Below are 19,337 nucleotides of genomic sequence, written 5' to 3'. Positions count from 1 at the left end.
CGCGTCGCCGCGACGAGGTTCACGTATCCGGTGCAGCGGCAGAGGTTGCCGATGAGGAAACGATGTAGTGGCTCCAGGACACTGCGAGCACGGCTCTGGAGCCACCTGGTCGATTGGCGTGGAGATCAGGCTCGCACTGCGTTGAGTGCCCGTGTCCAGGTCTCGCGCTGGTCGAACAGCGTGGTCGTGCTGCGCGGCGGGGGTGAACTGGGAGAAGTTCTCGAAGTCGGTGAACAGGGAGAACGACAGCTGCTGGCGCACGTGCGCCAGCTGGAGCTCGCTGCAGATGGCGCGCAGGTGCTCGATAGGCGATGCCGCCGAGCCTGGGCCAGTACGCCGGCGAGCACACCAAAGCGTGGGCCGCGAAGATCGCCTCCTACGACGGCTTCATCTTCGTGACCCCCGAGTACAACCACTCGACCTCGGCGGTGCTGAAGAACGCGATCGACTACCTCTACGGCGAGTGGAACAACAAAGCCGCGGCCTTCGTGTCCTACGGCTCCCTCGGCGGCGCCCGCGCCACGTCCAGGTGCGGCAGCGGGAACTCGGCGAGGTCGACGAGTTCGTAGTCGGCGTCCGCGCGGCCCTTGGCCTTCTCGAAGACCCAGTCGGCCACCTGCTTGCCGTTGCGGCCGGGCCGGGTGCTGCCGAGGATGACGGCGATCTTCAGGTCACTCACGGGGCTGGTTCCATTCAGGGACCGCACGGTTCGAGGTCGGTCGCTGAGCTGCGCTGCCGACCGTCGATCCGCCGGGCTGGGTGAACCGGGGTTCGGGCGGAACCCGCTCGTTGCCACGCGGCGCGCGGGTTGAACTCACCGTTGACAGTTGAACGTTCATGTCAACGTATCGACTCTGACTTGAGCGTTCAAGTTTTCGGCGTGCCGGGTTCTGCGAGGTACCCCACACGGACGAGTCGGGCTGGGTGGAGCTTGTGCCGAAGGTGTCCCGGTAGGCACCCGTCGTGATGCCGGCTTGGCGTTCGAACGAGCGCGGTGGCAGCACCCATGCCGGGTTCGCGGCCGTCGGCAGGCTCAGCCGACAGGAGATTCGTGAGTCACGTGCTGTGATGGCTGCGGTCTCCTGCGTCGGAACGCAGAAATACTCCACTGAAAGACTGAGAGCGTGTCTCTTTTGGACTTTCTGGCAAGTGCGTGCGCAGGGTGGTGGGCGTGCGCGGACGGATCCGCGGGCGGTGTTCACGGCGGTCGTGTGCTGGAGCCCGCCGCGGGACCGGGGCATCCCCCGGCGGGTAGCGAGTCTTGCGCTCACCTCGGCGCGGGTTCGCTTGCCGTCGTACCGCCGAACCGCTGATTACCCCGCGCCTGTCGCAATCGGCATCACTTCGAGCAGGGAAAACACCCCGATGATGATCCGCTGGGGAGTTGGCTAGGGGCGGCCCCGATGCGAAGCGGCGGCAGTCGTACCCACTATCGCAGTCGGACCTTGACCGAGCGTTCGAGTACAGGCGCGTCCCGGCGCCTCGCGTGCCCTGAACCGTCCTGTCTGTTCGCTGCTGTATTCATCGAGAAGGAAGCGCATCAGTATGACGACTGTTACCTGGTACGGCCACGCGGTTTTCACGATCGCGCACGAGGACACGGTGTTGCTGGTCGACCCGTTCCTCACCGGGAATCCGACGGCGGCGATCGCGGCTGACGAGCTCAATCCGACGGCGATCCTGGTGACGCACGGGCACAGCGACCACCTGGGCGACGCTTTCGATATCAGCAAGCGGACTGATGCTCCGATTGTCGCCGCATATGAGCTGGGCCTGTTCTTGGGAGCGAAGGGCGTGAACGTGACGCCGGGCAACATCGGCGGCACGGTGACGGCCGGCGCTGCGACCGTGAAGTTCGTGCCGGCGGTACACAGTTCCACCGTTGACGACAACGGCGCGTTCGTTGCGGCCAGTGTGCCTTCGGGTTTCGTGGTTCGCCTGGGTGGGCGGACGATCTATGTGGCCGGTGACACCGCGTTGTTCCAGGACATGGAGCTGATCGGCGACGAGGGCCTCGACGTGGCGATCTTGCCGATCGGTGGTCAGTACACGATGGACGCGGCGGACGCGGTCAAGGCGGTGGCGAAGCTGCGGCCGAAGGTCGTGATTCCGGGGCATTACAACACATTCCCGACGATCGCCGCGGATGCTGTCGCGTTCTCCGAGGCGGTGGCCGCGGCGACCCGGGCCAAGACCGTCATTCTCGAGCCGGGTCAGTCGACGGAAGTCTGACGGGGTGCCACCTTCGTGGGCCGGGCGAGGTCCGCTCGGTCCACGGTGACGCCGCGGAGAAGTTCCTGTGGTGCTGTTACGCCGTCCGCGACACAAGGAGAAGAAGATGCGTGCCGACATCGTGCCGGGTGGAATCTTCCCGGACTACGAGCTGACCGATCACACGAGGACTCGCCGGAAACTGAGTGAACTCCAGGGTGGCGATCCCCTGATCCTCGTTCTCTCGCGCGGGCACTTCTGCCCGAAGGACCACCAGCAGCACCTGCAGCTGGCGGCTCATCACCCGGAGATCAGGGTCTCGTACACGCAGGTCGTCACCATCGCCACGGACAACCAGTTCGAGCTGAACGAGTTTCGCGACGCCGTGGGCGCGCAGTGGACCTTCTTGTCCGATGTGGGACGCAAGGTGCAGCAGGATCTCGAGATCCAGGAGTACACGGACCCCACGCACAACCCGATGGTCCCGTACACGTTGGTGCTGAAGCCGGGTCTGGTGGTTCACAGCGTGTACAACGGCTATTGGTATTGGGGCCGCCCGTCGATCGAAGATCTGCGCCGCGATCTGCGTGACGTCACTCGCGAGATCCGCCTGGACTGGGACCCGACGACTCCGGACCTGGTCGCGGCCTGGGAGGCGGGTGACCACTCCCGTCACTACCCGTACAAGTAGGGCTGCTTGCGGTGGTGAGCCGTCGGGCTCACCACCGCGGTCGGCCGAATTCGTTCGCGCCCGCATCCACGCGACGGCGATCCGTTGCCGCCGTGTACCTCCCGACCCCTGGAGACAGCCATGAGCGACCTCGCCGGACGGCGTCGCACGACCGACGAGCTTCTGTTCACTCCGTACAGCATCGGAGGTGTGGGCCTCCGCAACCGCGCGGCGCTGTCCCCGATGACTCGCATCAGCGCGACGGAAACCGGCCTGGTCACGCACCGGAATGCGCGGTACTACAGGGGATTCGCGCGTGGCGGGTTCGGGCTGATCATCACCGAGGGCGTCTACCCGGACGCGGAGTACAGCCAGGGGTACCTGCACCAGCCAGGTCTGGCGACGTCGGCGCAGGCCGATGCCTGGCGCCCGGTGGTCGGCGCAGTGCACGCGGAGGGCAGTGCCATGTTCGCTCAGCTCATGCACGCCGGCGCGCAGTCTCAGGGCAACCGCCATCGCCGCGAGACGGTGGGGCCGTCAGCCGTTGCCCCCAAGGGTGAGCAGCTTGCGTTCTACCGGGGGCACGGACCCTACCCCACCCCGAGGGCTTTGGACGCGCGCGAGATCGTGACCATCCGCCGAGGTTTCGCGGACGCCGCTCGCCGAGCCCAGGCGGCCGGGTTCGACGGAGTCGAGGTGCACGGTGCGAACGGCTACCTGATCGACCAGTTCCTCACTGACTACCTCAACCGGCGAGACGACGAATACGGCGGCAGCGTCGAAAACCGGCTCCGTTTGGCGGTCGAGGTCGTTGACGAAGTGCTCCAGGCGGTTGGCTCGGAGATCGCGGTCGGCATCCGCATCTCCCAGTCGAAGGTGAGCGACTACGAACACCGCTGGGCCGGAGGCGAGGAGGACGCCGAAATCATCTTCAGCGCCCTCGCTCGCACTGGCGTGCATTTCCTCCACACCACTGAGTACCGGGCGTTGCAGCCGGCGTTCGCGTCTGGAGGTGCAACTCTTGCCGGGCTGGCGAAGAAGTTCAGCGGGCTGCCGGTGATCGTCAACGGGCACCTGCACGACCCGAAGGACGCCCTGTTCATCCTGGAGTCCGGGACCGCCGACGTTGTGGCGATCGGCGCGGGAGCGCTCGCGCAGCGCGACTGGCCCCAGCGCGTTCGTTCGGGACTGGAGATTTCCGGCGAGCCCCACCCGGACACGTTCAGGCCGCTGGCCGACATCAAAGACTGGGAACTCGACCTCTGAGCCGGTCGGCGCCCGGACTCCCACGGTGTACCGCGACAGTCCGGGTGCCGATTCGGCGACTTCGCACACGGAAAGTATCGGAGGTTCGGATGGACGCCGCGCGCAGATCTTGCGTGCTCGATGACCAGTTGAGCTTCGTCCTGTACACGGCCAGCCGTTCGGTGACCTCGCTGTACCGGCCGCTGCTGGACCAATTGGGCGTGACCTATCCCCAGTATCTCGTGCTCCTGGCACTCTGGGAGTACGGCGACAGTTCCGTCAAGGACCTGTGCGTTGCCCTGCACCTGGAAACCGGCACGCTGTCGCCCTTGCTGAAGCGCCTGGCGGCAAACGGTCTGGTCCGCCGGGTACGGCGATCAGATGACCAGCGGTCAGTTTCGATCGCGCTCACCGACGATGGCGCTGCACTTCGTGCCCGGGCAGCGCGGGTGCCTCAAGTCGTCGGCGATGCCATGGGGCTGCGGGAAGAGGAATTGAAGACCCTGCGGCATCTTCTCACCACGTTGGTGGGCCGGTTGCGGCACACCCCCGATTGCGGGTATCCCACGGAACCCGGTACCGCGAGTTCAGGAGGCGGAGGCTTCCACTCGGCCCCCTGAACTCGTCGTCATGACGAGCCGCGACAGCCGCTCACAAAAGCGGGTTGTCCCAGTGATCGAGGGACGCCACTTCGGACACCGGCCGGCGCGGTGTGGGCTTGAAATCACGGGTGGTCGTGTAGGCCACCGGGAGCAGGCAAGCCTGGCTGTACCCTTCCGGTACTCCGAGGATCTCTGCCGCTTCGGCCTCCGCTTGGAGGTGGTAGGACGTGATGGGTGCGCCGAGACCGCGTGACCGGAGGGCCAGCAAGAAGCTCCACACCGCGGGGAAGATGCCACCGTAGAGCACCGCGTCGGAGGCGTTGTTCCCGGTGGGACGACCTTCGACGCAGGGCACCACGAATACCGGAACCTGATCGATCACGTCGATCAGGTGACGTCCCGACGCGAACGATCGTGCGAAGGTGGGGTCGGCCTCAGCCAGGGGCCGATACTGCTCCAGATAGGGAAGACCGATCTCGCGGAAGAGCTTTCCGAGCCGGTTCTTGACTTGCTGGTCGCGAACGACGATCCACCGCCACGACTGCTGGTTGGCCGGTGAGGGGGCGTGCAGCGCGAGTTCGAGGCACTCGGCGAGCACTTCCGTTTCCACCGGGCGGGTGAGGTCGAGCTTGCGCCGAACGGCAGGTGTGGTGGCCAAGATGTGGTCGAAATCCATGAGAGCTCCGTGATGCCTCGCGCAGGGTCGAAAAGGGTCTATGAGAAAGCTACTTCAGTGCGGCTTAGGCCCGCAGCCAGAATGGTGCGGTACGTGGCCGACTGACCGAACAGCCACTGGATTGTCGCCTCTTCGATCATTCTCGCCGAGGTGCACAGTGCGTGGTCCGATAATCCGAACTGGATTAGCGTGAAGGACATCCGGAGGTGGCGACGGCCACCCGACGGTAGTCCGCCCGGGACTCCCGGCGATCGGTAACTGCAGTGGATTCATCACCACTGTCGACAAGGGACTGCAGTTTGGGGGTGTTCGCCGATGCGGACGTTCACCAGGGCAGGTGCGATCGCCCTGTGGTGCGACAACACTGCTGGTGCCTTTCGGCCGTCATGTCGCCAACGGGGCCAGCATTGGCTGGACAGCGTCGAAATGACCGGTGAAGGCGGTGGCGGTCGTCGCTTCGATCTGCGCGTCTTCCGGGGATCGCAGGGGATGTAGGAAAGATTGTCATTGTCCGCTCCGGTGGAAGATGCGGCCGAGCTGATGAACGGCACGGGCCACGGCAGACCAGGGCCGAGCTTTCTTCCGCGCTCCCTCCGACGCCCAAGGCACGTAGAGGGGTGGGATCGGGCCCATTGCGGGTGTGATCACGGGGGTTGTGTCGTCCTCTTTCGGAGTCGTCATCGACCGGCGCGGCGCCGGGTGCCCGTGCCCGAGGGGTGAGCTGAGGGGCCGGCCACCGACAGCTCTGTCTCTGCGTCAAGGTGCAACGGGAGTTCTCCTCACGGGAGCCGGCAGCAGCGCGCGGTCGAGAAAGTGGCGGGTCGCGCCGGCGGCGGTATCGAGGTGACTTTCCAGGAGGAAGTGTCCGCCGTCGAGCAGGTACACCTCGGCGTGCGGGGCGTCGGCGGTGAAGGCCAGCGCGCTCTCGAGCCGGAAGATCTCGTCGTTGCGGCCCCAGATGACCAGGAGCGGAACCTTGCTCTCGCGCAGGTAGGAGTGCAGGCGCGGATACAGGATGAGATTTCGCGCGTAGTCGGCCATGAGCCGCAGTTGCACGAGGTCGTTACCCGGTCTGGACAGCATGGCGAAGTCCAGGTACCACTTGTCGGGGCCGATCAGGCTGGGATCCGGTACGCCGTGGATGTACTGCCACCGAACGGCGTCCAGCGTCAATGCCTGGCGCAGGGCGGCTTCGGTCCGAGGTGTCCTCTCAGCCCAGTACGCCCGCACCGGCTTCCAGAACTCGTCGGCGAAACCGACCTCGTAGCCACTGCCGTTCTGCGACACGATCGCGGTGACCGCGCCGGGGTTTCCCAGCGCGAGCCGCCAGCCGACCTGAGCCCCGTAGTCCTGCACGTAAAGGGCGAACCGTTCGGCTTTGAGCTGGCCGAGCAGGCCGGCGGTCAGGTTCGCGAGTGCGTCGAAGGTGTACTCGAACTCGTCGACCGGTGGGGCATCCGAGAAGCCGAACCCCAGGTGATCGGGGGCGATGACGTGGTAACGGTCGGCCAGCAGCGGGATCAGGTTCTGGAACGTGCACGAACTCGTGGGAAAGCCGTGGAGGAGAACGACCGTGGGCGCGTCCTTCGGACCGGCTTCCCGGTAGAACAGCCGTTGCCCGTCCACGCTCGCGTTGCGGTGGTGGACCGATGCCATGTTTGCTCCGTTCGGCGCGCCCGCTGCGGTCAGCCCACGATGACGGCAGCGGGCGAACGGGCGCATCCCCCGATGGGTAGCGATGTTCGCCATCCCGGGCTGTTGCGCGGGCGGATGCGCATGTCGGTGAAGATCGCTCGTGGCCAGAGCAAGGACGGTCTCGGTGATCGGCTGGGGAGCTTGCCGGGGTTTGCCCCGATGCGAAGCGGTGGCAGCGCACGGATCATCGTGGGTCCACGCAGAGGAACCACATTATCAGGCCGGGTGAGAGGTACTCGGTTCACGGCGTCGCCACAGGGGATTCCCCGCGGCGTCGCTGCGACGTGCTCGATGCAAGGAGAAGAAAAGACAAGGGCCGAAGCTGTGCTCTCCGCGGAAGAGTGGTTTCCCCACAGGCTCGGGGGCCGAGGCGGGGAAACCACTCGATGCGCGGCGACGGTCGCGAACGGATCAGCTGCCGATGGCTCTTCGGCCCAGTGCGCTCGGTGAGCGGTCCACTGACCAGACCGCTCACGGCGGTGACCAGCGGTGCAGACTCAGCCGGCTTGGCCCGTCCCGGCGAGGTAGGAGACCCGCTCGATCGTGGGCGGGGCGGTGAGGAGCTCGCCGGCGCGGCTGCCCAGCTCGTGCAGTGCTTCGTTCTCGTTGTGAAGGTTCATGGCGTCTTCACTCGCGTACATCTCGTACAGCACGAATTCGCCATCTTTCTCGTTCAGCAGGTAGATCAAGGTGCCGTCTTCCCGGCCGGCGGCCTCGACGAGACGGCGCAGGTAAGGCTCCACCTCGGCCATCTTGCCGTCTTGAGGGCTGATGTAGACGATTTGTGCCACAGTCATGAAGAATCTCCTGGAAATGTGCTCCTTGGCAGCTTCGAGCCAATCACAGTGTTGCTTGCCTCGCATCTGTGGTTCCCCTGGTGTGCTACCTGGTCGAGGGTGGATAACCGGAACCTGTGGTCCTTCGCTGCTGTTACGAGCAACAAAAGTCGTGCCACGGGGCACTGTGGGTTCTGTTATAATTGACCTTGTGTTGTCAGTTCCGTTGTCCGTGCTCGACATTTCCACCATTGAACGGGATCGGTCCGGGGCCCTCCGCGTGACTGTCGAGCTCGCAAAAAGGTTTGATCTGCTCGGCGGCTACCACCGCTTCCGGGTCGCGGAGCATCACGCTTCGGCGGCCAGTGCAACTCCGGCGCCGGCAGTTTTGATCGCCCAGATCGCCGACACAAATCTCGTATCTCCGTGGGGGGCGGTGGCGTCATGCTGAGCAACCAAGCCCCGTTGGCCGTGGCGGAGCAGTTCGGCGTGCTCCACGAGCTGAATCCTGGAAGGATCGACATGGGAGACGGGCGGGGCGGCTTCCGCTCTCGGGTTTCAAAGGACGAGCTGGAGGTGCTCGACGCTGTCGCGCGCCTGCTTGACACCGTTGCGCGTCGCGACAAGGAAGGAATGCGGGCATTGTTGGTTCCCGGCGGCGTTTCTGTGCGTTCGCGCGACCATGAGGTTCAGCTGGTACCGTTCGCGGACTTCCCCGATCTCCTGCCGGGCGGTACTGCCGAACTTGACGAGCGATTCCACGACCCGCTCGTCCGAGTCGACGACGACATCGCGATGGTGTGGGCGCACTACGACTTCTTGGTTGATGGCGCGGTTCACCATTGGGGAACGAACATCCTGAGCTTGCTCAAGCAGTCGGGTGAGTGGCGCGTGTCCTCCATTGCCGACAACGGGAGGACGACAGCCCGGCCTCGCGGCTGGGAGCGCGCCGAGGCCGTGGCGCCCTGATGTCGACCGCGAGATCGGTTGGTGTGCGGTTCGCCGCGCTGAGCTGGACGGAGTTCAAGTGCGACGAACAAACAAATCGAATGACCTGACTAATCGGTCAACGGCCGGAATTGGTTTCACGTTGTTCACCTGGCATCCCGGGGCTTGCGGCCAGTGGACGGGCCGCTCTTAGCAGGGTGCCATTATCACATCCTTACGGGCTCAATCAGGTATTCCACAGCTTGCTGACGAGTAGTTATCGTAGCGGCGTGGAACTGCCCCAAGGACTGCCCCAATGGCGACGGGCGGCGGAGCTGATCGGCAGGCGGACCGAGTGCGCCGTAGTCGATCAGCTCATCCGCGATGTCCGCTCCGGCGAGAGCCGTGCCCTGGTCGTGCACGGCGAGCCGGGCATGGGGAAGACGGCGCTGCTGGACTACGTGGCGGTGCAGGCTCTGGGTTGCCGGGTAGTGCGCAGCAACGGGGTGCAATCGGAGATCGACTTGCCGTTCGCCGGGCTCCACCAGTTGTGCGTTCCCCTGCTCGACCGGCTCGATCAGGTGCCTGGACCTCAGCGCGGGGCGCTGCGAACCGCCTTCGGCCTCTGCGAGGGGCCGAGCCCGGACAGGTTCCAGGTCGGCCTTGCCGCGTTGAGCCTCCTCTCCGCGGCGGCCGAAACACAGCCACTGATCTGCATCGTCGACGATCACCAATGGCTCGACACAGCGTCCGCGCAGGCGCTCGCCTTCGTCGCTCGGCGGCTCGGTACGGAGTCCATCGGATTGCTCGTCGCCACCCGCGTGGTGAGCGATGACCTCGTTGGTCTGCCTGAGCGCTCCGTGGCGGGCCTGCCACCGGCCGAGGCGGAAACGCTGCTGGAGACGGTCCTCAGCGGGCCGGTGGATTCGCGGATCCGGCGCCAGATCGTTGCCGAGACCCACGGGAACCCCCTCGCCCTGCTGGAGCTGCCCAAGGGGCTGACTCCCACCGAGCTCGCCGGTGGGTTCGGGCTGCCCGGCGCCGTGTCGCTGTCCGGCAGCATCGAAGGGAGCTTCGGCCGCCGGGTCGAAGCACTACCCGACGAGGCCAGACGATTGCTGTTGGTAGCGGCCAGCGAGCCGTCCGGCGATCCCGCACTGTTGTGGCGCGCTGCCGATTGGCTGGGGATCGACGCGGCGTCGATCACCCCGGCGATCGAGCAGGGTCTGGTCGAGCTCGGCACCCGCGTCCGGTTTCGACATCCGTTGGCGCGGTCGGCGGTCTACCGATCGGCGACGGTGCCAGCGCGACAGCAGGCCCACCGGGCCCTTGCTGAAGCCATCGATCGTGAGACCGACCCCGACCGCTGTGCCTGGCACCGCGGCCAAGCCGCGGTCGGACCGGACGAAGCGGTCGCCGCGGCGCTCGAGCACTCGGCCGCCAGGGCACAGGCTCGCGGTGGTCTGGCGGCCGCAGCCGGATTTCTTCGGCGCGCGACGATGCTGACGCTGGACCCGGCACGCCGCACCACGCGGGCGCTCGCTGCCGCCCGCATCCACGTGAAGGCCGGCGCTCTCGATGCGGTACCTGACCTGCTATCGGTGGCCGAATCCGGTCCGCTCGACGAATCACAGCTCGCTCTGATCGACGTGATCCGCGCGCAGCTGGCGTTCGTCACGAACCGGGGCAGCGGACCCCCGCTGCTGCTGAAAGCGGCGAGTCGCCTGGCTCCCATCGACGTCGTGCAGTCTCGTGAAACCTACCTGGAGGCGATGGCCGCGGCCATCTTCGTGGGCCGGCTCGCCAGTCCCGGAGGAGACCTCGCTGCCGTCGCCCGAGCGGCGGCAGCCGCACCACAACCTGCCGAGTCCCGCGCACCCGACCTTTTCCTGGACGGGCTGGTCGCTTCGTTCACCTGCGGCTACGAAGCCGGGCTGCCGACGATCCGCCGGGGGTTGGCCGAGTACGGAACCGGGATGTCGCCGGAGAGCACGTTGCGCTGGTTGTGGTTTGCGAGCACGAACGCCATGCGAGTCTGGGACGACGAGCGCTGGGATGTGCTCTCGGCACTCCACGTGCGGCTCGCCCGCGAGATGGGGTCGTTCCCGGAACTGTCGCTCGCTCTGGACGTGCGTGCCCTCGCCTGCCTCTTTTTCGGGGAACTGACCGAGGCGGCGCGAGTGTCGCACGAAGCGCAGGCGATCTTGGCCGCGACGGGCGCCGGCCTCACCGCTTACGGCGGAGTGGGTTTGGCGGCCCTTCGCGGCGATGCGGCGATCGGCGCCAGCGTGCAGGAAAAGGCTCTGTTGGACGCGACTCGGCGCGGAGAGGGGGCGGGGTCGACTGCGGCCGAGTGGGCCAGCGCAGTCCTCTACAACGGACTGGGACGTTATCGCGAGGCTCTCACCATGGGCCGGCGCGCGGCGAGTTTCGACGCGAGCCCGGTCACGCTCTTGTGGCCCCACGTAGAACTGATCGAAGCCGCCGTTCGCAGCCAGGACACCGAGACGGCGGAGAACGCCTACCGCCGTCTCGCCGAGACGACCAGTGTCGCCGGCTCCGATTGGGCGCTGGGCGTTCAGTTCCGTTCGAAGGCCTTGATTTCCGAGGGCTGCGAAGCCGAGACGCTGTACCAAGAGTCCATCACCCGCTTCGGCCACACCAATCTCCGCGTGGACCTCGCGCGCGCCCACCTGCTCTACGGGGAGTGGCTTCGCCGGGAGCGCCGCCAGAACGAAGCTCGTGAGCAGTTGCGCACGGCTCACGAGATGCTGGAGACGATGGGTGTTGTGGCGTTCGCGGAACGAGCGGGCCGGGAACTGAAGGCAGCCGGCGGAGGAGTGAGCAAACGAGTCGATGCGACCAGACCTGACGAGCTGACCGCGCAGGAAGGGCACATAGCTCGGATGGCCAAGGACGGGCTGTCGAATGCGGAGATCGCGGCGCGGTTGTTCATCAGTGCGCACACCGTGCAGTACCACTTGCGCAAGGTGTTCGTGAAGCTCGGCATCACGTCGCGTAGCCAGCTGCAGACCGAGCTACCGGACGGACTTTGACCGCCGGCGGGCAGGATTCATCCGATCATGCTCGATCCACCACATCAGGCCTCCACTACGGGGTTTTTCAGGTAGCCGTTCAGCCGGACGCGACCCCAGTGGGCGGGCCAGTCGCGTTCGTAGGCGGTTCGAGCCGGCGCGTGGTGTTGTGGTGGCTCGGTGGCGTCGATGCCCCAGCGGCCGGACAGACTCGCGTAACGGGTGTCGGCGGTGTCCGGCAGCGCTGCGGTGATCGGGTCCGCGGAGTGGTCGAACGGCCAGCCCCGCGTGTTTCCCAGGGTGATCACGTCCCGGTCGGGGCGGCCCCTGGTGGCCATCGCGTACAGCAGGTCGCGAGGGTCGTGGACGTCGACGTCGGGGTCGACCGCGACCACCATCTTCGTGTTCAGGAAACGGGATCCCATTGCCAGCGGAAGAGCGTCGTTGACTCCGCAGCGCGGGTTCATCTGGTTGTCCTGCCCGGTCTCGGGATCGTCGTGCTCGTCGCCTCGCCGACCAGCGCCCCGACGTGGTCAAGCGGCACCGGTCGCCGGATCTTGAGGACCTCGGTGTCGTGCTCACGGAGGAACCCGGCCAGATCGAGCACGGCCATTACCGCCACTCTGCGATTGTCGGCGCGGCGTGTCCGGTCATCGGAGAACGCTGACGATGACGCGAAGTTCAGGTTTCGGAGGACGCCAGCACGAGGTGAAGCTGGTTTCGTGAGGTGATCATGAGCTTGCTGAAGACTTTGTGCAGGTGGTATTCGACGGTCCGCGGACTGATCGAGAGCACGGAAGCGATCTCCGGGTTCGACCGGCCGTCCCGGGCGAGCGAGGCGATCCGCTGTTCCTGAGGGGTCAGTCGGGAGCTCGTCCCCGCGGTGCGCCGCCGAGCTCGTTCACCGGTGGCGAGCAGCTCACGCAAGGCTCGGCCGGCGAACGCGTTCGCACCCATCCCGGCGAACGCGTCGTATGCGGCTCGTAGTTCTTTGCGAGCGTCGATACGCCGGCCCTGCCTGCGCAACCATTCGCCGTAGACGAGCTGCGTGCGGGCCAGTTGGGTGGCGATGCAGGAGCGGTTCAACCTCTCGATCGCTTCGAGGTAGAGGTCCTCGGCGTCACGGCCTTCGCGCAAGAGTGCGCGTGATCGAGCTTCGACACCCAGCGCCCACTCGGTGCCGGTGAGGAATGCGTGGTCCGAGAGGCGCTCGAGCGCGGTTGACGCCGCGTCGCGGTCGCCCGAGCGAACGGCGGCCTCGATGAACTCGACGACGGACCAGCCCTGCAGTTCGAGTCGATCGCCCATGCACGAGTCGCGGGTCGCCTCCGCGGCACGTGCGTAGTGACCCGTTCCGTTGCCGAGGACGGCCGTCGCGTACTGCGCGAGCGACCTCATCGAGCCCGCTCCCCGTTCCGCGGCGGCAGACAATTCGTGGGGCGCTTCCCCGCGCCAGGCCGCCAGCACACCTTCTGCATGGGGGAACGGTGGCCGCCCGGTCGCGTCAGTGATTGTCCTGGCCTCGGCGACGAGTGAGCGGGCGACGTCGAAATGTCCTGTGTGGATCTCCACGAGTGCCCGGTGGGTGAGGAAGTACGGCAGGACGGAACGAGAGCCGGAGCGCCTGGCCCGATCGACTTCCGCTGCGGTCAGATCGTGCCAGGTGCCGTCGTCCCACAAGTCGGCCGCGACCAAACAGGCGAGCACCCGCGATCGTGCGCTCTCCTCGTGGTCGCTGTCCAGCGTCTTCAAAGCGAGCTTCAGCGATTCCACCGCACCGGCGTAACCGCCTGTGCACCGTTCGATCACACCCTCGAGCAGCCGGTCGGAGCCTTTCGGGGTCTCTTCGGCGAGCCGGGGCAGCACCGTTCGAATTGCGTCGACCTGACCGGTGAAGATCGCCGCGCTGAGTGCCTCGAGGTAGGCGGGCCGAGCCAGCTGGGGGTTGATGAGCTCGATTCCCTTCGCCGATTCGACCAGCCCCGCGACGGTGGAGGGGCTGCGGTGGAGGTCGAACTCCATCACGGCGCGCAGGTGGTCCGCGCGGGCTCGGTCCGCGGCACCGAGGCTCCCGAGCTCCGCCGTGGCCAGAAGGCGGGCAGCCGTGTCGGCGGCGCCGGCCGCGTAGCTCACGTCAGCGGCCGCGACCGCGCGGGCTGTCCGTAGCCTGGGGTCCACTGTGTACGTCGCCGCACGTTCGAGGAAAGCCGCTTGGGCGGGGCGGCCTCCGCGATCGCGCGCGATGGCCGCCGCACTGGCCAAGCCGTCGCCGATCGCATCATCAGGATCGACGCGGGAGTGGACAAGGTGCCACGCGTGGATGTCGGGTTCTTGCGCCGGATCTGTGACAGCTGCCAGCGCACCGTGAGCGCGACGTCGATCGGCCGCGGATGCGGTTCCGTAGTAGGAGCCGCGCCACCGGGGGTCGGGGAAAGTGACCCACGCTCCGAAGGAGAGCAAGCCGGCCGATCGGACTTCGTCGGCGGCCGGCGGATCGATGCCCAGCTGGGCCGCGGCTCGCAAGAGCCGCACCGGATCACCGAGTGGCTCGGCCGCGGCCAGTAGCAGGAGAAGCTTGCCGTCGTGTGTCAGCGATTCGACGGCGGTGGTGTCACGTGGCTGCGCCGGCACGACCACGCCGTAACCGCCGGCGAGGTCCGACGGGGAGCTCGATCGCGCCGACTCGAGGAGCGTTCGGGGGTTGCCGTCGGCTTCGACCACCATCCGGTCGACCACCCGTTCGTCCAACGGCGCGGGCAGCGCCGACTCGAAAAGCCAACGCGCGCCGGCGTGCTCCAGCCCTTCGAGCAAGAGTTCCGGGAGACTGGCGAAGCAGCTGACGCGGGACGCGAACACCAGTGCTGCGGGCACCGAGCTGAGGCGACGGACGGCGAACGCCAGAGCATCCGCGGAGGCGCGGTCGGTCCACTGTGCGTTGTCGACGAGACAGACCAGGGGCTGCGGCTCGGCCGCGCGGGAGAGCAGCTCGACCAGCGCGACGCAGGTGAGGAGCCGGTCGTCGCCGTCAGCCGGTCGCCGGCCGATGGCAGTCTCCAGCGCTTGCCGATGGTGGGATTCGAGCTGCTGGAGCTCGTGCGACAGCTCGGAACAGAGCTGGTGCAGAGCCGAGTAGGGCAGGTTGGCCTCTGCGGCAGCGCTGTCGAGACGGATGACCCGGTGCGCGGGGGAGAGCTCCGCCAGCTGGGCGAGCAGCGCGGACTTGCCGATCCCCGCGACCCCTCGGACTACGAGGCCGGCGCCATGGCCGGTCACCGCCGAGTGCACGAGTTCGTTCAGCCGCGCGATCTCCCACTTGCGCCCGGTGAGGGGGCTGGCTGCAGTCTTGGTTGCTTCAAGGGTGGCCGGCACGGGCGCCGCTCTCCGGCTTTCCGCCACCGTGGTCATGCCCGGCCTCCTGGTGTTCGCCCACCTCTGGGGCCGGCGGCGACGTGTTCGAATTGGCCCGGTTGCTCGGGTTCCGTAGCCAAGAGCACCTCGTCCACGCGGACCTCGAGCGAACTCGGTTCGAAGGACACCAGCCCGGCGAGACGCTGCACCTCCGTCGGCGGCCGTTCATACGACCACGCCGCCGCAGGGCGTCCCAGCACCGCGTAGTAGCTGCAGTCGCCCTTGTACGGGCTGACCGTGCGGCACTCCATCAGGGTCAGGGCGTCAAGGTCGATATCTGTCCTGGGGACGAACCACCGTGGTGCGAAGTTCGATTCGTAGGAAACCAACGGTTTTTTCGTATCCGCGATGATCCGGCCATCGGCGGCGACCGTGAGGTGGCGGTCGGCTCGTCGGATGTCGACGCGATGGTAAGGGTCCGTGGCGGGGCCGAGGATTTGATCGTCTTCTTCGAAGAAGCTCTCCATCGCACGCCCCACGAACGCGACCCGGCCTCGCAGATCGTCCGCGTAGTCCGGCAGGTCGGTGTGGCGGTAGGCGGCGTGCCGCGCGGACTTCGAGGAAGTCCTGACGTCGTACCAGGTGGTCTTTCCCCAGTCCTGGTGATGCGTCGTGTGTCGGGCGGGCACCAGAACCTCCTCGAGGATGTCTTCAACGGCGAAGTACGCCACCGGGTGGCGGCTCGGTTCGTGGAGCAGTACGACGTCCTCGCTGTCGGCGATCCAGGTGCCGGCGAACCGGACGCGCATCCGCCGGCCGAGTGGCTCGGCGAACGGCATCCGCTCGGGCAGCGGGACGGTTGTGAGGAACCGCCCGGCCGCGTCCGGCGCGAGCGGGCCTTGGTGCCAGGAGAGGCCCATGAGTGCAACTTTCTCGATGAGGCGTGGCCGGGTTGCGAGCCGTTGTCCGCGTGACGACGTCGGCCCGGCGCGGTCGGCATCGAGGAGGCGCTCCGCGCCCTGAACCAAGGTGCTTTTCGCGCAAGCCGGCCGCGCTGCGCAATCTCTCTTGGTGGGGTCCTTGCTGTCGGAGTCCGCGCTGAGTACCGTCCTCGGCATCAGCTGGGGCAAATCGGTCGTTCTTCGCACCACGCCTCGCGAATCCACTGGCCAAGCCTGCGGCCGGTGGCGTCTTGAGTGCATCCCCCGGTGGGTAGCCGGACCCCTCCCGGGTACGCGACGCGCTGTGGTGTCATCCCTGACAGACCCGGGTCATGCCAGGTGAGCGGTGTGCGCAACGGGTCGGCGCTTCCCGAGTTGGCTTCTCTCGAGCACTCGGTAGAATGACATCGTTCCGCGTGCCGGAACGGTGGGGAAACGCGCGTGGGCGGGGATGACACCCTGCCCTTGATCGTTTTCGGTGATCAAAGGTCGCTCAAGTCGATCGCAACAATCGACCGGCAGCTTGGGTGTCGCAGGAGGAACATTCGCACCCAGGAGGAGGAACCGCCGTGCTTCGCTCGTGCGACGCGGTGCTTCGAGCGGCCGTGCTCGATCATGACGCAGTCGTCTCTCGATGGAGCGCCTGCCTCAGTGAGTTGCGATTCGAAGGTGGCCCCGCTCCTGTCCACGGCGTGGCTCGAGCCGGCTTGTCACGGCCGGATCGCAGGCGAGGTCCGCACCGCCACGATTTGACGGTCCTTCGGTCAAAGTGCCGGTGAAGTCCTGCGTCGACGAACCCCCGGGCGACACCATGATGGGCCGGGCACGCGCTCGGATCTCCCGGCTGTCCCCGAGGTTCGGACGTCTTACGAAAGACTGACACCGTGAAGTGGTCAGCGAAGTGGACAGTTGAACGGTCGTAGTTTGATTCCCACTGGGACTTGTTGACGGAGCCAGCCGGCTTTGCTCGCGAATCCGGTCGATGAGGAGTTGTGAACAGTGCCCCTGCCATGGCTGGCGGTACCGCAGAAGGAACGGCCGCGCGGCCGGTTCCTGGTACCCGGCTCGCTGCCTGCACGCCTGCCTTACGTCGAGCCCGCCCGTCGGCGGCTACGGGTGCGTTTCGACTCGACTTGGCTGGCCGACAGCGAGAGGGCAGTGTTGCTGCACGAGCCAGAACGTCGGCCGGTGGTCTACTTTCCCGCGGCGGACGTCCGGGTCGAGTGCCTTGACTTCCGGAGCGTGGTGACCAGTCACGTCGACTTGGGGAAGACCGCCTGGTACGCGGTGAACACAGGCGATCGGACCTACGAGCGAGCTGCTTTCCACCACATCGAGCCGCCCGCCCACGCGACGGACTTCTCGCAGATGATCGGGTTCTGCGTGCGCGCGATCGACGAGTTCTGCGAAGAAGGCGAGTGCATCGCCGCCGGGGCACCAGATCCGTATCGGAGGGTCGATGTGCGCCGGACCTCGCGAAGGCTCGTGGTCAAGGTCGGCGGCACCGTTGTAGTTGCCTCGAGCAGGCCGGCCGTGGTCTACGAGACCGGCTGTCTTCCTCGCTGGTGCGTCCCGCGGGCGGACGTCGAGCCCTCGATTCTGGTTGAAAGCGCCCCGCACGAGGACGGCACACCTGGGGACGACTTGAGCTACTTCGACGTGGCTGGTGTGCAGCGCGCGGCTCGGCTGTGGAAGGCACCGAGCCCTGAGCCGGGGGATCTCGTCGGGTTCGACCCAGGACTAATCGAGATCGAGCTGGACGGTGTCCTCGTGCCCGCGCCGCAGCCGCGTCGCTGACTTGACTCGTCCACCGCGCGCCGCAGGGCGTTGAGAAGCCGGTGGCGCTCGCCGGCGGACGGGGAAACCGGCTCCCTGTCCGAAACGTCATTCCGTCAGAGAGGGTTGTGCAACGATGGCCGAAGTGGATCCCGACGTCCGGTACACCGCCCAGCACCAGTGGGTGCGAATGTTGCCCGGCGGTGTTGCCAGGGTGGGAATCACCGACTTCGCCCAGGAATCCCTGGGCGACCTGATCACGCTCACCCTCCCCGCGGTGGGCGAGGAGTTCGTGGCCGGAGAGGTGTTCGGCGAGATCGAATCGACGAAGAGCGTGTCCGAGGTGTACGCCCCGGTGTCCGGAGTCGTCACCAAGGTCAACAGGCTCCTCGCCGATAGTCCGGAGATCGTCAATGACGACCCGTACCAGGACGGCTGGCTGGTCGAGCTCAGTGTCATCGACGACTCTGCCGCGCAGGGCTCGGGCGAGGAGAAGCTGCTGGCCGCCGACGAGTACCGGAGAATCACGGCCGGGTGAAAGCGCCGGCTGGTGTGGCCGACCCGATCCCTCCTGGGGAAGCAAAGTTGTCACGCGACGCGGTCAGCTGTCACAAGGTCTTCGACGTCGCGCGGCCGGTCCGCCCCTGCTCTGCTTCGACCCGCTGGTTGGAGACGGCTCTCGTGCGCGTCGAGTTGTTCGAGGGCTTGCGGGCGCTGGCGAACCGGTTCGACGCTCCGGTCTTGGCCGGCCCGGTCGAATGGCGTTCCGAGCTGGCCGTGGTCAGCGGACCTTGCCGCCTGCCGACCCGATTTCACCGTGTGTGGTGAGGCTGCGGACGCGTCACTTGCCGGGGCCGTGATGCCGTCGACGGCGGAAGCGAAGAACCTCGCAACATCGGTGGCGTCGTCGCCGCCCGGCGAGCACCGCGGTCGCCGGTGGTGTGTCCCTCCGTTTGCCTCGCGACGGGGTGCTGGTGACGGCCGTGCCGGAGAATTCTTCGCCAGTCAACGAGCTGCGGACGATGCTCGGTGGCAGCTGCCGCCACACTGTCCACGTCCGCCGGCGCGATCAGCGCGCCGGCGTCTTGGAACAATTGCAGCCCGCCGGGGTAAGCCGGTGTGTGGGCCACGACGCTGTCGCCGGGGGGCAGAAAGAGCCGCGTGATGAAGCGATCGCACCTGGTTGGCTCCTAAGTGATGTCTCGTAACTGATGCTGTTGTTGGTGTTGCTGGGTGTTGCGGTCAGCCAGCGAGGAGGATGTTGTGCAAGTGTGCGATTCCGGAGACCGTGTCGCCCAGCGTGATGGCGGCGCGCCGGTAGTCCCGCAGGATCTTCCAGCACTTCATCCGCGCCAGCGCGTGCTCGACACGGGCCCGGACCTTGCGATGCCCGGCGTTGAGTTGTTCCTTCCATTCCGGAAGATCGGTGCCGTCG

At 66.7% G+C, this 19,337-nt stretch carries 17 protein-coding genes and 1 pseudogene; 9 read left to right on the top strand and 9 right to left on the bottom strand.

Features of this window, described 5'->3' with window-relative positions; all coding sequences use genetic code 11:
• The first annotated feature begins 311 nt into the window (after positions 1-311).
• Complete coding sequence (locus ACIA77_RS24605) at positions 312-569, top strand: NADPH-dependent FMN reductase (protein WP_395888310.1); 258 nt, start codon at positions 312-314, stop codon at positions 567-569.
• Here the strand turns inward: ACIA77_RS24605 and ACIA77_RS24600 are convergent.
• The gene (locus ACIA77_RS24600; RefSeq protein ID WP_395888309.1) at positions 494-679 is read right to left on the bottom strand and encodes an NADPH-dependent FMN reductase; all 186 of its coding nucleotides are present in this window, start codon (positions 677-679) and stop codon (positions 494-496) included. The two genes, ACIA77_RS24605 and ACIA77_RS24600, sit on opposite strands and share 76 nt — an antisense overlap.
• Positions 680-1,545: 866 nt before the next feature.
• Here ACIA77_RS24600 and ACIA77_RS24595 point away from each other — a divergent pair.
• From ACIA77_RS24595 to ACIA77_RS24580, 4 genes are all read left to right on the top strand, one after another.
• Complete coding sequence (locus tag ACIA77_RS24595; protein WP_395888308.1) at positions 1,546-2,232, top strand: metal-dependent hydrolase; 687 nt, start codon at positions 1,546-1,548, stop codon at positions 2,230-2,232.
• Positions 2,233-2,338: 106 nt separating this feature from the next.
• Positions 2,339-2,902, top strand: coding sequence for a redoxin domain-containing protein (locus ACIA77_RS24590; RefSeq protein ID WP_395888307.1), 564 nt, complete (start codon positions 2,339-2,341; stop codon positions 2,900-2,902).
• A gap of 120 nt (positions 2,903-3,022) precedes the next feature.
• Positions 3,023-4,147: an NADH:flavin oxidoreductase gene (locus ACIA77_RS24585; protein ID WP_395888306.1), complete on the top strand. Its 1,125-nt coding sequence runs from the start codon at positions 3,023-3,025 to the stop codon at positions 4,145-4,147.
• Positions 4,148-4,236: 89 nt separating this feature from the next.
• Positions 4,237-4,746: a MarR family winged helix-turn-helix transcriptional regulator gene (locus tag ACIA77_RS24580; protein ID WP_395888305.1), complete on the top strand. Its 510-nt coding sequence runs from the start codon at positions 4,237-4,239 to the stop codon at positions 4,744-4,746.
• Positions 4,747-4,777: 31 nt separating this feature from the next.
• Here ACIA77_RS24580 and ACIA77_RS24575 read toward each other — a convergent pair whose 3' ends face one another.
• The 3 genes from ACIA77_RS24575 to ACIA77_RS24565 form a co-directional block, all read right to left on the bottom strand.
• A complete protein-coding gene (locus ACIA77_RS24575; protein WP_395888304.1) occupies positions 4,778-5,404 on the bottom strand; it encodes a nitroreductase family protein in 627 nt (208 codons plus the stop codon).
• Positions 5,405-6,160: 756 nt separating this feature from the next.
• The gene (locus tag ACIA77_RS24570) at positions 6,161-7,060 is read right to left on the bottom strand and encodes an alpha/beta fold hydrolase (RefSeq protein ID WP_395888303.1); all 900 of its coding nucleotides are present in this window, start codon (positions 7,058-7,060) and stop codon (positions 6,161-6,163) included.
• Between the two features lie 536 nt (positions 7,061-7,596).
• The gene (locus tag ACIA77_RS24565; RefSeq protein ID WP_395888302.1) at positions 7,597-7,896 is read right to left on the bottom strand and encodes a putative quinol monooxygenase; all 300 of its coding nucleotides are present in this window, start codon (positions 7,894-7,896) and stop codon (positions 7,597-7,599) included.
• A gap of 405 nt (positions 7,897-8,301) precedes the next feature.
• Here ACIA77_RS24565 and ACIA77_RS24560 point away from each other — a divergent pair, with 405 nt between their 5' ends.
• Together ACIA77_RS24560 and ACIA77_RS24555 are read left to right on the top strand one after the other, a co-directional pair.
• On the top strand, positions 8,302-8,844 hold the full coding sequence (locus tag ACIA77_RS24560; RefSeq protein WP_395888301.1) for a hypothetical protein: 543 nt from the start codon (positions 8,302-8,304) through the stop codon (positions 8,842-8,844).
• Positions 8,845-9,092: 248 nt separating this feature from the next.
• Positions 9,093-11,858: an ATP-binding protein gene (locus ACIA77_RS24555; protein ID WP_395888300.1), complete on the top strand. Its 2,766-nt coding sequence runs from the start codon at positions 9,093-9,095 to the stop codon at positions 11,856-11,858.
• Positions 11,859-11,902: 44 nt separating this feature from the next.
• On the opposite strand, the gene ACIA77_RS24550 is transcribed toward ACIA77_RS24555, so the two are convergent.
• The 4 genes from ACIA77_RS24550 to ACIA77_RS24535 all read right to left on the bottom strand — a co-directional run bounded on the left by ACIA77_RS24550 (position 11,903) and on the right by ACIA77_RS24535 (position 16,105).
• A complete protein-coding gene (locus tag ACIA77_RS24550; protein WP_395888299.1) occupies positions 11,903-12,262 on the bottom strand; it encodes a hypothetical protein in 360 nt (119 codons plus the stop codon).
• A 38-nt stretch (positions 12,263-12,300) separates the two neighbouring features.
• Positions 12,301-12,450: a hypothetical protein gene (locus ACIA77_RS24545; protein WP_395888298.1), complete on the bottom strand. Its 150-nt coding sequence runs from the start codon at positions 12,448-12,450 to the stop codon at positions 12,301-12,303.
• Positions 12,451-12,518: 68 nt separating this feature from the next.
• Complete coding sequence (locus ACIA77_RS24540; RefSeq protein ID WP_395888297.1) at positions 12,519-15,242, bottom strand: AAA family ATPase; 2,724 nt, start codon at positions 15,240-15,242, stop codon at positions 12,519-12,521.
• Positions 15,239-16,105, bottom strand: a complete 867-nt coding sequence (locus ACIA77_RS24535) for a DUF427 domain-containing protein (protein ID WP_395888296.1) — start codon at positions 16,103-16,105, stop codon at positions 15,239-15,241. Before ACIA77_RS24535 ends, ACIA77_RS24540 begins: the two co-directional genes overlap by 4 nt.
• 1,020 nt (positions 16,106-17,125) lie before the next feature.
• On the opposite strand from ACIA77_RS24535, the gene ACIA77_RS24530 reads away from it, so the two are divergent.
• Positions 17,126-17,923, top strand: a complete 798-nt coding sequence (locus ACIA77_RS24530) for a DUF427 domain-containing protein (protein ID WP_395888295.1) — start codon at positions 17,126-17,128, stop codon at positions 17,921-17,923.
• A 115-nt stretch (positions 17,924-18,038) separates the two neighbouring features.
• On the top strand, positions 18,039-18,440 hold the full coding sequence (gene gcvH, locus ACIA77_RS24525) for a glycine cleavage system protein GcvH (protein ID WP_395888294.1): 402 nt from the start codon (positions 18,039-18,041) through the stop codon (positions 18,438-18,440).
• Positions 18,441-19,144: 704 nt separating this feature from the next.
• Here gcvH and ACIA77_RS24520 read toward each other — a convergent pair.
• Positions 19,145-19,337, bottom strand: a pseudogene (locus tag ACIA77_RS24520) (IS5/IS1182 family transposase); the annotation flags it as partial.

The organism is Amycolatopsis sp. NPDC051903 (assembly GCF_044452505.1).
GTDB lineage: Bacteria > Actinomycetota > Actinomycetes > Mycobacteriales > Pseudonocardiaceae > Amycolatopsis.
This window is presented reverse-complemented; position numbering and strand designations above follow the sequence as displayed.